Origin of the sequence: Micromonospora sp. NPDC049900, assembly GCF_044461025.1 — a bacterium.
Taxonomy (GTDB): domain Bacteria; phylum Actinomycetota; class Actinomycetes; order Mycobacteriales; family Micromonosporaceae; genus Micromonospora.
In genome coordinates, this window is sequence record NZ_JBITKM010000005.1 from 155829 (window position 1) to 171432 (window position 15604).

The window sequence follows — 15604 nt, forward strand, 5'->3', positions numbered from 1 at the left end:
GCGGGTGTGGCCGGCACGGGCGTCCGTGCCGGCCACGTCGACGGTTCAGCTCGCGTACGCCTCCACCTCGTAGAGCGAGTGGCCCCAGCCGGTGCCCCGGGCGGTGGCGTGGATCCGCAGGTAACGGCCGTTGGCGCCGAGTCCGGAGTGTTCGTCCACCCCGCCGTCGCCGCCGGTCACCGTCCGCACCGTGGTCCAGGTGGTGCCGTCGTTCGAGGTCTGGATGGTGTACGCGCTGCTGTACGCCGCCTCCCAGGTCAGCTTGACCCGGCCGATCGCGGTCGGGGTGCCCAGGTCGACCCGGATCCACTGCGGATCCGAGAACGCCGACGACCAGCGGGTGGTCAGGTCTCCGTCGACCGCCTGGGCGCCGGTCATGCCGGCCCCCTCGTCGCTGGAGGTCGTCGTCGGCCTGTTCCGCAGCAGGTTGCCGCCGGGCGGACCGCCGCTGCTGCTGCCGTACACCTCGAACTCGAACAGCGAGTAGCCCCAGCCGGTGCCGCGCGCGGTGCCGACGACCCGGACGAACCGGCCGGTGCCGGTCAGGCCGGTCAGGTCGTCCACCCCGCCGTCGCCGCCGGTGACCGTGCGGACGGTGGTGAAGGTGACGCCGTCCGGTGAGGTCTGGATCTGGTAGCCGCTGCCGTACGCCGCCTCCCAGGTCAGCTTCACCCGGTCGAGCGTGTACGTCGCGCCCAGGTCCACGTCGATCCACTGCGGATCGCTGAACGCGCTGCTCCACCGGGTACCGGGATCGCCGTCGACCGCGTTGGCCGCGACGTAGGCACCTTCGGCACTCGATGCCCGGGCCGGTTTGCCGCGCGCCAGGTTGGTGCCCGGATCGGGGTCCGGGCCGGGACCGGGACCGCCGCCGGTGCTGGTGGAGAGCGTGAACTCGTCCAGGTCGTACATGCCGCCGCCACCGGAGAAGACCAGGAACAGGGTGCGGGTGCCGGTCGGGGCGGTGACCGCACCGGTGACCGTGGCGAAGGTGCCGTACCCGCCGGTGGGTGTCACGGTGGTCGAGCCGACCAGCGGCCCGGTCGGCGAGTCGACCCGCAACTGGAGCGTGCCGCCGGCACCGGCCGGCGCGCCCACCCGGGCACTGAACGACCGGATGCCGGTCAGGTCGTACGGGCGGAACGAGATCCAGTCGTTGTTGTCGATGTAGCCGACCGCCGCGCCGCCGTGCGCGCTGCCCGGCCGGGTGATCTGGATGCCGGAGGAGTCCCCGAAGTGCTCGGCCTGCCGGGTACGGGGTTGCAGCACCGCCTGCGTGTGCGTGGTCAACGGCGGCTGGCCGCCTCCGCCGAGGTCGGTGTACTCGGCGTCGATGATGCCGAAGATGTTCGCCGCGGTGTCGTGCTCGCCGTCCACCGAGGTCTGGATGACGCCGGTGCAGCCCCGCACGCTGCCGAGTTGGTGGCCGTGCGAGTCGTGGCCGAGGACGTAGTTCACGGTGACCCGGGCGCAGTCGATCGGGCCGTCCTGCGCGTCGGTGACGGTGACCGAGAACGGCACCGCGTCACCGAAGGCGAAGGTCTGCCCGTTGGACGGCGTGTTGACGGTGACCACCGGGGCGCTGTTGCCGACCGTGACGACGGTGCTGGCGGTGCCGGTCTTGCCGGTGCTGTCCCGAACGGTCAGCGTCGGGGTGCGCACCCCGTTGGTGGTGTAGGTGTGGCTGGGGTTGGGGGCGGTGGAGTCGGTGGTGCCGTTGTTGTCGAAGTCCCAGGCGTAGCTGAACGGGTCGCCGTCCGGATCGAGTGATCCGGCCGAGGAGAACTGCACGGTCAGCGGGGCGACACCGCTGGTCGGGGTGGCCGAGACGACGGCTTTCGGTGCGCGGCCGTCGCGGGCGTACTCGATGCGGTACAGCGCCGAGTTGGCGTCGCCGTTGAACCAGCCGGTGCCGTAGTCGAGCACGTAGAGTGCGCCGTCCGGGCCGAACTCCATGTCCATGACCTGGGTGCCGGTCCACGGGAATGGATTGATCTTGAAGGGTTGGCCGGCGGAGTCGAGCGTGATGTTCTTGATCCAGCGTCGCCCGAACTCACCGGCGAAGTAGGTCCCGTCGTAGTACTCCGGGAACGCCACGTCGGAGGTGCTGGCCGGGTCGTACCGGTAGACCGGGCCACCCATCGGGGACAGTCCGCCGCCGGTGAGTTCCGGCGGCGAGCCGGACCCGCCGTACGGCAGCCAGGCCGGCACGGCCGGTGGAAGCTGGGTGATGCCGGTGTTGTTCGGCGAGTTGTTCACCGGCCCGCCCGCGCAGTCGAACTTCGGGCCGGACGGCCCGGACGGGAAGGTGTAGTCGTTGTAGGCGTCGTTGCGGGCCGTGCAGTACGGCCAGCCGTAGAAACCGGGCCGGTCGATCCGGGCGAACTCGACGTTGCCCGCCGGTCCCCGGTTCGGGTCGGCGGTGCCCGCGTCCGGCCCGTAGTCGCCGAGGTAGACGACGCCGGTGGCCTTGTCCACGCTCATTCGGAACGGGTTGCGGAAGCCCATCGCGTAGATCTCCGGGCGGGTACGCGCGGTGCCCGGGGCGAACATGTTCCCGGCCGGGACGGTGTAGCCGCCGGTGGCGCTGGGCCTGATCCGCAGCACCTTGCCGCGCAGGTCGTTGCTGTTGGCCGAGGTGCGCTGGGCGTCGAAGGCCGGGTTACGGCCGGGTCGCTCGTCGATCGGGGTGAAACCGGCCGAGTCGAACGGGTTGGTGTCGTCCCCGGTGGACAGGTACAGGTTGCCGGCCGCGTCGAAGGCCATGTCCCCGCCGACGTGGCAGCACATGCCCCGGTCGGTGGGTACGTCCAGGACCAGCGTCTCGCTGGCCAGGTTGACGGTGTGGTCGGCGTTCACGGTGAACCGGGACAGCCGGTTGACCCCGGCCCAGCGGGCGAAGTCGGCGGCGGTGCCGGTGGCCGGCGCGCCGCCGCCGGGGGTGTCCAGGGGTGGCGCGTAGAAGACGTACACCCAGCGGTTGGTGGTGAAGTTGGGGTCCACCGTGATGCCCTGTAGGCCCTCCTCGTCACCGGTGTAGACCGGCAGCGTGGCGGCGACCTTGGTGTTGCCGGCCGCGTCGGTGTAGCGGATGACGCCGTTGCGGGAGGTGTGCAGGACCCCCCGGTTCGGCAGCACGGTCAGGCTCATCGGCTCACCGGTCTCGGCCGCGCCCTTGGCCAGCTCGACCTGTTGGAAGTTCGAGTCGACGGTGGCGCCGCACTCGGCCTCGGTCGCGCCGGCCGCGCCGAGGATGCCGCCGAGCAGGTGTCGGCGGAAGTCCGGCTCGGCGTACGACGCGTCGGTGTGCCCCATCCCCGTGTACCAGGCACGACCGCCGGAATAGGTGTGACACCAGGAGATCGGGTGGTCGGCGCCCATGCTCCCGCCGGTGTAGGTGCTCTCGTCCAGCGTCGCCAGCACGTGCACGTCGCCCCGGGGGTTGGTGCGGTAGTTGTACCACTCGTCGAGCCGGGTCCACCGCTGCGGCAGGTTCGCCGTGGACGGGTGCACCCGGTCGGCGACCTTCACGGTGGCGGTCTGGTCGGCCGGGTGCGAGGCGAAGTACGCGCCGACCAGGCCGCCGTACCAGGGCCACTCGTACTCGGTGTCGGCGGCGGCGTGCACGCCCACGTACCCGCCGCCGGCGGTGATGTAGCGCTCGAACGCGGCCTGCTGGGCGGCGTTGAGCACGTCGCCGGTGGTGGAGAGCCAGATCACCGCGGCGAACCGGCTCAGGTTGGCGTCGGTGAACTGGGCCGAGTCCTCGGTGGTCTCGACGGTGAACCCGTTGGCGGCGCCGAGCTGCTGGACGGCGGTGATGCCCGGCCCGATGGAGCCGTGCCGGAAACCGGCGGTCTTGCTGAACACCAGCACGCTGAACGGCGCGGCGACGGCGGGCGGCGCCGCCGCGACGAGGCCGCCCAGCACGAGGACCGCGCTCAACGCGGCACCGAGCCAGGCTCTCAGGGATCTGCGCACGATACGTCCTTTCGAGGAGGCGTGCGCCGATCACGCCTGGTGAGGTGATGGAGGTGGTGTCGTGCCCCTCGCGGTGCGTCCGAACGTCGCCGGTGCCACGAGATGCGGGACAGGACATTCATCGTGATGGCTGGGCAGGTAGCCCGTCAAGGGCTCCGACGCGATCCGTGAGAGCGTTATCTCCGCAGGTCAAGGGCGACCGATGAAGCGGAGATCGAATAACGCTTTCTGCTCGGTCATTCGTCGGCGGCACCGTCGGAGCCGGAGCCGGACACGGCGGGCAGGCGCACCAGGCCCCGCCGCGCCGGTCACCGACCGTTCATCCCGCCGCGTTCTCCGCCCCGCCGCCCGAGGCGGCACGGGAGTGCCTTCGAGGGCGGATCGCGGGTGTTGCTCGCCGCCGGTCAGCCGGCGAGCAGCGCCACGGCGATCAGCACCGGGACGGCGGTGACGGTGGAGAGCAGGATCGCGTCCCGGGCCAGCACGACCCCCCGGCCGTAGCGCACCGCATAGACGAAGACGTTCTGCGCCGTGGGCAGCGCCGCGGTGACCGTACAGGCCAGCACCAGCGGTGCGGACAGGCCGAGGCCGTAGCGGGCCACCAGGTAGGCGACCGCCGGCTGGACCAGCGTCTTGAGCACCACCGCGAGCCGGACGTCCCATGCCGTGTCACCGGAGCCGGGCGGCGGGGCTCCGCGCAGGGACAGGCCGTAGGCGAGCAGCGCGGCGGGTACGGCCATCGCGGCGACGAGTTCCACCGGTCGCATCACCGGCTCCGGCGGCGACCAACCGGCGACGCTCACGACCACTCCCAGGCCGCAGGCGACCGTGATCGGGTTCAACAGCGGCCGGACCGCCGCCCGGAGCACCGACCGCCGCTCCCCCGCCGCCGACGACTCCAGCACCGCGAACGCGAGCGGCGCCATCACGACCACCTGGAACATCAGCACCGGCGCGACGAGCGCGGCGTCACCGAGCACGTAGACCGCGATCGGGATGCCGATGTTGCCCGCGTTGACGTACGAGGCGGAGAGGGCGCCGATCGTCGCCTCGGGTGCCGATCGTCGCCACCACAGCATCGCGACGGCCACGAAGACTGCCGCGACCACGGTGGTGCTGATCAGCGTGACCAGGAGCGCGGACGAGAAGACCGTGGACACGTCGGCGCGGGAGACGGTCTCGAAGAGCAGCGCGGGCGTCGCGACGAAGAACGAGACCCGGGAGAGCACGGTGGGCCCCTCCGGCCCCAGCAGCCCGATGCGTCCCACCAGGTAGCCGATCGCGATCACGGTGGCGATGACGGCGAAACCGGTGAGTACGCCCTGCACGTGTGGTCCCCTCCGTGCCGATCCTCCCCCGGGCACGCCCCGGATGGGCGGATGCCGGCGCGGCGGTCCGATGGGTGGGGACCACCGCGCCGACCCGATCCGCCCTCCGGAGACACCCCCTGCCTCCGCGGATCAGCAGTAATGGTAACGGTATTCAGTTTCTAGCCGCGAAGGGCCCGGCCTCGGGTGCAAGGAAGGGACCCTTCCTATACACGAGGCGTTAGTAGGGGTCCCTTCCTTGCAACCAAGGTCAGCAGGTGGCGAGCATGCCGGTCAAGGCCGACTTCTCGGCGCTGTCGACGGAGAGGCCGTAGTACCACTTCACCTGGATCCAGGCCCGTGCGTAGGTGCAGTGGAAGGCCGCTCGCGGCGGCTTCCACCCTGCCGGATCCCGGTCACCCTTGGACGAGTTGACACTGCCGGTGACCGCCCACAACTCCGGGCCGCCCAGGTCGTTGGCGTAGGTCTGCCGGCGCGCGGTGGTCCAGGACCAGGCCCCGGACCGCCACGCCTCGGCCAGCGGCACGACGTGGTCGATGGAGATGTCGGCCGGGTTCGTCCGGGTCACCCCGTCGTACGGGCTGTACCAGGACCCGGAGGTCGGATAGCAGTTCGCGTCGACGACCACGTTGCTGCCGTCGCGCTTGAGGACCTGCTCCCGGGTGTTGCAGGTGCCGGTGACGGTGATCCAGTGCGGGAAGAGGTCCCGGCTGTAGCTGGACTGGTGCGACTCGGCGGCCACGGTGAGCGCGCCGAGCCGGCTCACCGCCGTGCTGTGCGACGGGATGTTGGGCGGGGTGGCTCCCGCTGGCGACGGGGCCACGACGAGGGACAGGGCGACGGCGGCCACCGTGGTGAGGGCGGCCGTACGGATGCGAGCCACTGGGCGACTCCTGACTGTCGCCTGCCACGGCGGGCGGGGGTCCCGCCTGACGGGATGGCAGGCACAGACGAGATTGTCGCAGACATCGCGATCAATGGATGAGAATCGGCTGCCAACCTGCGGTGAACGCGCCGTGAAGGCTACGCCTGCCGGATCGCCTCACCGGCGATCTCGATCCGGACGCTCTTGCCGACCAGCACCCCGCCGCTCTCCAGCACCACGTTCCAGACCAGGCCGTAGTCCTCGCGGTCGATCTCCGCCGTCGCGCTGAACCCGAAGATGTCCTGCCCGTACGGGTCGCGCCGGGCACCGCCGAACTCGACCTGGAGGTCCACCGGGCGGGTGATCCCCTTGACGGTCAACTCGCCGGCGAGCACGAACCGGGCGGTCGCCGGGCTCCCCGGTCGGGTCGACTCCTCCGGGGCGGGCCGCCGGCCGAGGCGGTGGTTCCGCAGCTTCGCCCAGTAGAAGATCGGATCGGTCTTCTCCAGTCGCGCAATTCCGGTACTGCGGTACTCGAGGGTGGGAAACGTCTCCACATCGAGGAAGTCGCCACTTCGCAGATGCGTGTCCCGATCCGTGCTCGCCGTATCGATACTGCCCGCTTGAATGGTCGCCTCGATCGTCGATCGAAGCGGATCCTCGGCGACGAGAATCTGTGCGGTGGCGTCCCGGAACTCACCCCGGACCGGGCTGACCATCATGTGTCGGGCGAGGAAGCCGATCCGCTTGTGTGCCGGATCGAGCCGGTAGGTGCCGGGGGCGGGAATGGACAGCCCGTCCCAGATCCGTGTGGAGCCGGTCATTGCTCGCTACTTCCTCCCCGCCTCGCGCAAGGCACCCGCCACCTGCCCGGACCCGGCCGCGCGGGGCGGTCGGGAACGGGCGATCACTCGCCAGCATAGGGAGATGGAAGGCACTTCCCCACGCTCGCGGGGTGCCGGTCGTGAGCACAATCACGGCCGCCCTCGACGGGCCCGACCGGCGGTGGGGGACGATTCCGTGAATCGGTCGGCAAATGGTGTACCAAGCCGGTCACGGTACGAGAGGGAACGCATCGCCCACCGCGACGCCGACGGCTGCCGGTCAGCCCGACACGGCCGGTTTCCGGGCGGTCACCAACTCCCAGGTGCCGGGCAGCACGGTCACCTCGGTGAAGCCGGTCTCAGCGAGCAATGCGGTGTAGTGCTCGGCCGCACGGAGTCGGCTCACACAGGTGTCGACGCCGATCAGGAAGTAGCTCCAGAAGAACTGCATGGCCAGCCGGTCGGGGGTGCGGAACTCCTCGCAGATCAGCAGCAGACCGCCCGGTTCCAGGGCCGCGTACGCCTGGGCCACCAGGTGCCGGGCCACCTCGTCGGGCCAGTCGTGCAGGACCCGGACGAAGGACATCGCGTCGTAGCCGGAGGGCAGTTCCTCGGTGAGGAAGTCACCGCCGACGAAGCCGAGCCGCTCCGGGTGGCCCCGGGCGACGCGGGTGCGATCCACCAGCGGCGCCACCGCGGGCAGGTTGTAGACGTCGGCGTGCAGCGTCGGCGCGGTGTCCAGGACGTGCGCGGCCAGGGTGCCGTCACCGCCGCCCACGTCCAGCAGCCGACGCCGGTCCGGCCACAGCCGGTCGGCGTGCCGCCGGACCGCCTCGACGACCGGTCCCAGCCCGACGGCCATGCTGCGTTCGAAGTCGGCGGTCTGCTCGTCGGTCTTCGGCGGCCAGGCGAAGTCGTCGTCACCGATGCTCACCTCGCCGCGCAGGCTGTCGGCGAGCCGGCCGTGCAGCAGCCGCCACGGGTAGCGGTCCCGGTCCCGTTCGAGCGCGTCCGGGCCGACCACCGCCTCGACCGCCGCTCGCAGTCCGGGCACCGCCCGGTAGCGGGTGGCGTCGATGTCGTCGCCCGAGTCCTCCCGGACGAGGAAACCGAGACTCTCCAGGCAGTCGAGGAACTTGTACAGCCGCAGCGGGCGTACCTTCAGGCTCTCGGCCAGGGCGTCGAGGCGGACCGGACCGGGCTCCAACTCGTCGAGCAGCCCGAGCGTGAGCGCCGTCTCCAGCACGTCCATGGCCTTGGGCCCGTTGGCGAGCAGGCTCATCAGCGCGCGCGGCGAGAGCGTGACGGTCATCGGCCCAACTCCTTGCCCAACGCGTCCATGAATTCGTCGATCTCGTCGAGGGTGTTGTAGGCGTGCGGACCGACCCGCAGGTAGCCGCGCCAACTACAGATCAGGTGCTGCGCGGCCAGCCGGCGCTTGACCGCCTCGCCGTCCGGCACGTCCAGGCACACGACGCCCCCGCGCCGATCCGCCTCGGTCGGGCTGACCACCGCGATGCCGGCCTGCGCGGCGCGGTCCAGGACCCGCTGGGTGAGGGCGAGCGAGTGCCGGCGGATCGCCGGTACGCCGACACCGGCCAGCAGGTCCAGACCGACCTGGGAGACCAACGAGGTCAGCGGGTACGGCGTGCCACCGGCGAACCGGCGCGCACCGGGTGCCCAGCCGGTGGAGGGACGGAACGTCAGCGCCAGGTCGCCGGCCTGCCAACCGGTCGCCGCCGGTTCCAGGTGCGGCACCAGGTCGGGCCGGACGTAGAGGAAGGCGGTGCCGACCCCGCAGAGCCACTTGTGCGCGCCCCCGAGCACGGCGTCCACGCCCAGCGCGGTGACGTCCAGCGGCACCACCCCGACGGTCTGGAAGGCGTCCACCACCACCAGTGCGCCGACCCGGTGGGCCGCCGCCACCAGCCGGGGCAGGTCCACGGTGGCACCGGAGGTGAAGGCGGCGTGCGGGACGCACACCAGCAGGGTCCGCTCGTCCAGACGGGCTTCGAGGGCGTCCTGGTCGAGGTCCGGCCCGCCGGTGCCGACCACGTCGAGCCGCGCGCCGTAGCGCCCGAAGGCCCGGAAGACGAACGGGACCGTCGGAAACTCCTGGTCGGTGACGACCACCCGGTCGCGGGGCGGACGGTAGTCGAAGCAGGAGGCCAGGCGGGCCAGCAGCGTGCTCAGGTTGGCGTCGGTGACGACGCTGTCCGGTGGCGCGCCGAGCAGGGCCGCCACCGAGTCGGCGTACCGGTCGAGGCCGACGTGCCACTCCTGCCAGGCGTCGTCACGCCAGGTGCGCAACGTGTTCCAGTAGTCGTGCAGGACCCGCTCGGCACCGGCCGGCACCGCCCCGGTGGAGTTGTTGTTGAGGTAGACGCCGGTGCGCAGCAGCGGGAACTCGGCGCGCAACGTCGCGTGCACGGTGGGGTCGAGGCAGCCCGGCGTCTCGGGGCCGGGCGGGGGGTCGGTGGGGTTCACGCGGGACGACCTCCGGTCGGACGAGACGGGTACGGTCCGACGGCGTCGAAGACCGGCAGGTCGCGTACGGCCGCCAGGTAGGGCGTGCCCTCGGTGTAGCCGGTGCCGGGACGACGGCCCAGCATCCGCACCGCCACCCCGTAGTGGGTGCGCCGCCACTGGGCCAGGGCCTCGGCGAACCTGCCCATGCCCGTCTCCACCAGGCGGCGCGTCGGATCGTCGAGCCGTCCCTCGTGGACCGCGCGGCGGTACGCCTCGTCGACGGTCGGTTGGCCGTCGCGGACCCGGGCGCGGACCTCCGGCACGGACCGGTAGGCCACCGAGTCCAGCCGCTCCGGCGCGGGGGTACGGCAGAGCGACTCCACGAGCTTGTACGACCGGGACTGGATGGCGCTGGCGCCCTCGGTGTACTGCCGGAACGTCTGGAACGCCGCGGGCTGCATGGTGGCCAGCAGCGAGAACAGCGAACCGGCGGTGCCGAGCAGGTCGCGCGCGTACCCGAGGCGCTCGACCGCCGGGGCGGGTGGTCCGGCGCCCAGGGCGGCGACCACGCCCCGGAGTTCGTCGGCGACCCCGGCGAAGACGCACTCGTACGCCTGGAGCACCCGGATGAACAGGTATTCGTCGTGGGTGACGTGGACCGGCAGCATGCTCAGCCGCAGCGACGGGTCGCCGGTGGTGTCCAGACCGGCGACGACGGCGGACAGCGTGGTGGCGGTGGTGGCGGGCGTCGTGTCGTCGATCTTCGGGTCCAGGCCGAGGCGGGTCAGGGCGGGCAGCGCGGCGCGGACGCCGAGTCGGCAGCGCTTGGCCACCACGGCCCGCCCCGGGCGCTGCTCGGGCAGCAGTCCGGTGACCCGGGCGGCGGCCGACAGTTCGAAGGAGACCGCGTCGGCGACCAGCCGGACGACGAGCCGGTCCCGGGCCCTGCGGGCTTCGGCGTCGGGCGGCGGACCGTCGGTGCCGTCGGGCAGTCGGAGCAGGCGCAGGGCGAGGTAGCTGCGGTAGTCGTAGCGCCCGTCCCACTTGTCCAGCGCGACGTCGAGGAAGTCACGCAGCAGCCGCGCCGGCTCGTCGTGCCCGGTCACCCTCGCGCGCGTCTCGTCCAGTCGGGCGAGCAGTTCCTTGTCGACGAAATGTTTGCCGACCCGGTGAAATGCGTCGACCACCTGGTCGTAGGGGAATTCGTCGGGATCGGCCGCACCCGCCGACCAGCTCGTCAATTCGCGCACGAAACCGCACCTCGACATTCCGAAGAGGATTGCAATCGGGGTCGGCCGAGGGCCGAGGAAAGGTCAGTGCAGGCTGGCGGATTCCGCATCGGCGGTGTGCAGGCGCGCCTGCCACAATTCCGGGAAGAATCGGTGTCCGACGAGCTTGGCGAGCATGTTCGCCGGGCTGCCCGGAGTGCCGGCCGGTGGGTGTCCCCCGATCCGCAGCGCCACCTGGTAGTGCCGCACCCGCCAGGAGGACACCCGCTCGTCCCACTCCACCATGGCCTCGGCCAGCCGGTGCGTCGGGTCCGTCGGGTCCAGCTCGGGCAGCGCCGCCGGGGTGATACCCCGGGTGTCGAGATGGTCGTGGAAGGCCCGACCGAGTCGGCGACTGAGTGTCTGGACCTGCCGCCAGCCCGGCGACTCGGCACCGGAACCGTTGCCCAGGGCAGGCTGCATGGTCTGGAAATCCGCAGGTGAGAGGAACCGCAGCATCTCCATCTGGTCGGTCACCAGCCGCACCCCGAGGGTCGCCCGGGCGAGCAGCACCTCGGCCGCCACCAACTTCCCGGCGTCCACGCGGGCCGCCGACTCGACCAGCTCCGCCGCCGCCAGCTTCAGCCACAGCTCGGTGGACTGGTGCACCACCTGGAACAGCAGTTCGTCGCGGTGGATCATCTCCGCCGGGGACCGCTGCAACCCGAGCAACGCCTCGGTACGCATATAACGTGCGTAGTCCGTCGCGCCCTCGCCAGGCAGCACAGGTGATTGGTCACGCTTCACAGAATTGTCCCTCCACCGACGACACGGCCCGAATCGGCAATGCCGGGCGACTGACGCCCGGATATTATCCAACGCGGATCTCACTTGCGCCAGACGTCGCCGGAAAATCACCGAGAGTCAACGTCCGGAGGATCGACGGAGAACTGCGATCCGAATATGCCGTCAATTATCATATTGACGAAAACCAGTCAACCCGCACGGTGGGGATCGTCGCGCCGGACAGCACGAGGTGGCGTGGCCCTGGTCGGGCCACGCCACCTCGTCGGGCGGGTGAGAGGTCAGCCGGAGAAGACGGTGAACTCCGCCACCGACCACCAGTTGCCGGCCGAGCCCGTCTGTACGACCCGCACGTAGCGGGCGTCCCGGGCCTCGAAGTCGACCAGGGTCTGGTTGGTGAAGCCCTTGCCGCTGGCGACCGGACCGGTCCAGTTCCTGCCGTCGGTGGACAGGAGCACCTGGTAGCCCCGGGCGTGGTCGGCGCCGGTCGAGAGCAGCGAGATCCCGCTGACCGTACGCACCGACCGCATGTCGACGGTGATCGACTGCCCGTTGGCCATCGGCGCACCGGAGGTCCACCGGGTGCCGCTGTCACCGTCGAGCATCCGCGCTGCGGTGTCCGCGCCGCCGGAGGCGGTGGCGGTCCAGCCCGACCGGTTCAGGACGGTACGCCGGCCCGGCACCTGGTACTGCTCGTCGAGGGCCGCGCCGGCACCGGGCTCGAACTGGTCGAAGCCCCGGCTGTCGCACTGGCGGCCGGCGTTGATGCAGTGCTTCACCAGCGCGGCCAGGGTGGGCGTGTCCCACACGTTGTAGAAGTCGTAGTGGAACGAGTAGCCCCGTCCGCTGGACAGCCGCACCTGCGACATGTCGCCGCTGACCGGCCAGGCCATCTTGAACTCCAGCATCGGCACGGCGACCGGGTGGCTGGTCGGGCAGACGCCGTTGACCGGGTACACGATGTGGCTGACGTGGTCGGGGGTGTCCAGGTGCCGCCCGTCCCAGCAACTCGGTGCCTGCATCCGGACGTTGAGTTGGCTACCTGCGGGGCAGTTCGCCGGGAAGTCCACGTTGTCGTAGCTGTTCCCGCACTCCCAGCCCTTCTGGAAGGCCGGCGACGACTCAAACTGCGCGGCGGTGGTCATCGGGCTGCCGACGAGGTACCGCAGGCCGGGCGGGAACGGACGGACGCTGGTGTAGTCGCGTACGCCGCTCTTGTAGTAGATGACCTGAGGCCCCTGCGGCACGATCGGCGTATCGCCGTTGAGCAGCGTCGGCATCCAGTACCCCGACTTGTCGCCCGGCACCCGGCAGGTGGTCGCGCCCCTCGGCAGCGACTGCATGGTGCTCGCCGCGTTGGTCGTGGTGTTGCCCATGAAGGTGTGGTCGTGCGATGCCCCGGCCCGGTTGAAGTAGACGATCGGGTCGTCCGGCAGCCGGTGGCTGACCGCGCAGTTGGCCTGGAACTCGCGGTGGGCGCGGCGCGGCGGGTTCGCGGTCGAGGGCGTCACCCCGGTGACCGGCCGCTCGGCGAGCACGTAGTCGCCGGGGGTCGGCGCGCCGCTCGCGCCGTTGCCGTGCCCGGCCGGGTGGGACTGGCTCGGGCTGCTCGATCCCGGGGTGCCCGACGCGCTGGGCGTGCCGGAGGCGGCTCCCGAGGTCTGCGGCGCGGCGGGGGTGGCGCTCCCGCCGGTCAGCGCCCCGAACACCTGGAACTCCCACAGCGAGTAGCCGTACCCGGTGGCCCGCTTCGTGCCGTACATCCGCACGTACTGGCCCTCGCCGGACACGTCGAGACGCTGGGTGCCGCCGGTGCCGCTGCTGGTGCGGTAGATCGAGGTCCAGGCCAGCCCGTCCGGGGACACCTGGATCTCGAACTCGGTGGCGTAGGCGGACTCCCAGTTGAGGACCACGGTGTCGATCCGGGCCGGTGCGCCCAGGTTCACCCCCAACCACTGCGGGTCGGCGAACGTACTGGACCAGCGGGACTTGGCGTCACCGTCGACCGCGCGCTCGGCGGACCACCGATCGCCCTCACTCGACGAGGCCGTGGCGGGCTTGCCCTGCGACAGCGGAGTCTCCTCGCCGGCGGTCAGACGCAGCGGCCCCATCGCGGTCCAGGAGGTCAGCGCGGCGGTGGTGGCGAGCGTCACCGCCACCATCCAGTACCGCCAGCGCGGCCGACGGCGCGGCCCGGACGCGGGCAGGTCGCGGGTTGACATGGAACCTCCGAGGTCTCGATCCGTTCGTCGGCGACGAATGTCGCGGTACGCTAACCACGCCCGGCCGCCGGGCAGATGAGGCTTAGGACCCAGGTGTGGGCCGTCCAGGGCCCAACGGTGCGGCTCGCGCACCAGCCCCGACCGCCTCTGGGTCCGACTGGGTCTTTCGGCTCAGGAACGGGCACCGCCCCGGCGTCTACCGTCGTGGCCATGTCTGCGGCAAGCGATGATCAACCCGGTCCGACCCGTCCCGGGCTGTGGCGGTTGGTCGGCGCTGCCGCCCTGGCCTGTCTCGGCGTGATCGTGCTGTGGTCCACGTTCCGGCAGCCGGAGCCGCCGGACGGGAGCAGCCGGGCGCTGGACCAGTTCCCGTCGCAGGCACCGGTGGATCCGCCGATCGAGCCACCGACCCTGTCGCCGCTGGGCGCGGAGGACGAGCCCGTTCCGAGCGGCACCCCGGAGGGCACGCCGTCGGTCGCCGTCAGCGGCCCGGCCGCGCCGTCGCCCGGGCGCACCAGCGCCCGACCCGTCCCGTCGACCACGACGCCGGGGACGTCGATCCTGCCGACGTCCGCCGCGGTCACGCCGAGCCGGACGCCGAGCCGGAGTCCCGCCGCGCAGTTCCGGCCGGTCACCGTCCAGGCCGAGGCGTCCGGCAACCTCCGCAGCGGCGGTGCGGCGGTCGCCTACTGCGATCCCTGCGACGGTGGCGCCCGGATCCGCTACCTCGGACAGCTCACCGTCTACCTCGACGTGGCCGTCGCCGGATCGCGCACCGTGACGGTGGGATACACGGTGGACGGCACTCGGGAGCTGAAGGTGGTCGTCAACGGCGGTGCGCCGCAGACCTTCACCGTCACCGGCAGTAGTTGGGAGACGCCCCGCAGCTTCCGGTTCACTGCGTCGATACCCGCCGGACGCACCGCGGTGACGTTCTACAACGACAGCGGACCACCGCCTGATATTGACAAAGTCACGGTCAGCTAACAGCGGCCCTTGCCGAGGCAAGTACACATAGGTGTTGTGTACATTCGCTGCCGTGTGTACGGAGAAGCGGGCCCCTCGTCCGATTTCTGACTCCCGACCCAGGGGGATCCACGGTGCCGACTGACCCGCCCCCGGACAGTAGTGGTCCTGACCAGCGGTTCCTCGGCACCTCGACAGAATCGACATCACTGCGGGTACCCCTCTGGGCGGGGATCGGCAGCCTGGCCGGCGCGATGGTGCTGGCTGCGGTGCTGATTCCGCCGCTGATCCTCGCCAACGACGACGACGGCCGCTCGGATTCGACGCAGACCCAGGTCGACCCGTCGAGCGCGCCACCCAGCGTGGTCGGTCAGCAACCCGAAGGGCCGGTCGTCCCGACCGAGTCGGGGCGCGCGCCGGGTCAGGGCCCGAGCGGGACACCACGCCCGGGCGGCGGCGGCACGGGCGAACCGGCACCGGAGGCCGAACCGACACGGACCCCGGGGACCGGTACGACCAGCCGTACTCCCGGCCCGACCACGAGCCCGAACGCGACCACCGGGACCGAGCGGTTCCGGCCGATCACCGTGCAGGCCGAGGATCCGGGCAACACCCTCGGCGGCGGCGCCAAGGTCGCCACCTGCTCCGCCTGCGACGGCGGCGCGCGGGTGCGCTACCTGGGTGAACTCACCGTCTATTTCGACGTCCCCGCCGCCGGCCGCCGGACCGTCACCGTGCACTACACCGTGGACGGACCCCGGGAACTGCGGGTCTCCATCAACGACGCGAGTCAGCACACCTTCTCCGTCACCGGCACGAGCTGGGATTCGCCACGCAGCGTCCAGTTCGACGCCTCGGTCCCGGCCGGACGGGTCGCGGTGCGGCTCTGGAGCGGCAGGTCGGCACCCGACATCGACAAAGTCACCATCAGCTGACG

At 71.3% G+C, this 15604-nt stretch carries 11 protein-coding genes; 2 read left to right on the top strand and 9 right to left on the bottom strand.

What is annotated here, in order from left to right; genetic code table 11:
* Positions 1-45 precede the first annotated feature (45 nt).
* The 9 genes from ACIBMZ_RS14650 to ACIBMZ_RS14690 all read right to left on the bottom strand — a co-directional run bounded on the left by ACIBMZ_RS14650 (position 46) and on the right by ACIBMZ_RS14690 (position 13701).
* Entirely contained in the window at positions 46-3981 is a 3936-nt protein-coding gene (locus tag ACIBMZ_RS14650) for a ThuA domain-containing protein (protein WP_396693794.1), read from the bottom strand.
* A gap of 404 nt (positions 3982-4385) precedes the next feature.
* Positions 4386-5309 carry an AEC family transporter gene (locus ACIBMZ_RS14655; protein WP_396693796.1) on the bottom strand — a complete coding sequence of 308 codons (924 nt, stop codon included), beginning with the start codon at positions 5307-5309 and terminating at the stop codon, positions 4386-4388.
* Positions 5310-5559: 250 nt separating this feature from the next.
* A complete protein-coding gene (locus ACIBMZ_RS14660) occupies positions 5560-6192 on the bottom strand; it encodes an HNH endonuclease family protein (RefSeq protein ID WP_396693798.1) in 633 nt (210 codons plus the stop codon).
* A gap of 140 nt (positions 6193-6332) precedes the next feature.
* Positions 6333-6998 (bottom strand): YceI family protein, encoded by a 666-nt coding sequence (locus ACIBMZ_RS14665; protein WP_396693800.1) that lies wholly within the window; start codon positions 6996-6998, stop codon positions 6333-6335.
* Between the two features lie 280 nt (positions 6999-7278).
* Positions 7279-8310 carry a methyltransferase gene (locus ACIBMZ_RS14670; RefSeq protein ID WP_396693801.1) on the bottom strand — a complete coding sequence of 344 codons (1032 nt, stop codon included), beginning with the start codon at positions 8308-8310 and terminating at the stop codon, positions 7279-7281.
* Positions 8307-9485 carry an aminotransferase class V-fold PLP-dependent enzyme gene (locus ACIBMZ_RS14675; RefSeq protein ID WP_396693803.1) on the bottom strand — a complete coding sequence of 393 codons (1179 nt, stop codon included), beginning with the start codon at positions 9483-9485 and terminating at the stop codon, positions 8307-8309. Before ACIBMZ_RS14675 ends, ACIBMZ_RS14670 begins: the two co-directional genes overlap by 4 nt.
* Complete coding sequence (locus ACIBMZ_RS14680; protein WP_396693805.1) at positions 9482-10735, bottom strand: tryptophan 2,3-dioxygenase family protein; 1254 nt, start codon at positions 10733-10735, stop codon at positions 9482-9484. Before ACIBMZ_RS14680 ends, ACIBMZ_RS14675 begins: the two co-directional genes overlap by 4 nt.
* Positions 10736-10780: 45 nt before the next feature.
* The gene (locus ACIBMZ_RS14685) at positions 10781-11482 is read right to left on the bottom strand and encodes a tryptophan 2,3-dioxygenase family protein (RefSeq protein WP_396693806.1); all 702 of its coding nucleotides are present in this window, start codon (positions 11480-11482) and stop codon (positions 10781-10783) included.
* 278 nt (positions 11483-11760) lie between these two features.
* Positions 11761-13701 (bottom strand): DUF1996 domain-containing protein, encoded by a 1941-nt coding sequence (locus ACIBMZ_RS14690; protein WP_396693808.1) that lies wholly within the window; start codon positions 13699-13701, stop codon positions 11761-11763.
* Positions 13702-13911: 210 nt separating this feature from the next.
* Here ACIBMZ_RS14690 and ACIBMZ_RS14695 point away from each other — a divergent pair, with 210 nt between their 5' ends.
* Both ACIBMZ_RS14695 and ACIBMZ_RS14700 read left to right on the top strand, forming a co-directional pair.
* On the top strand, positions 13912-14688 hold the full coding sequence (locus ACIBMZ_RS14695; protein WP_396693810.1) for a hypothetical protein: 777 nt from the start codon (positions 13912-13914) through the stop codon (positions 14686-14688).
* A gap of 113 nt (positions 14689-14801) precedes the next feature.
* The gene (locus ACIBMZ_RS14700) at positions 14802-15602 is read left to right on the top strand and encodes a hypothetical protein (protein WP_396693812.1); all 801 of its coding nucleotides are present in this window, start codon (positions 14802-14804) and stop codon (positions 15600-15602) included.
* Positions 15603-15604: the final 2 nt, after the last annotated feature.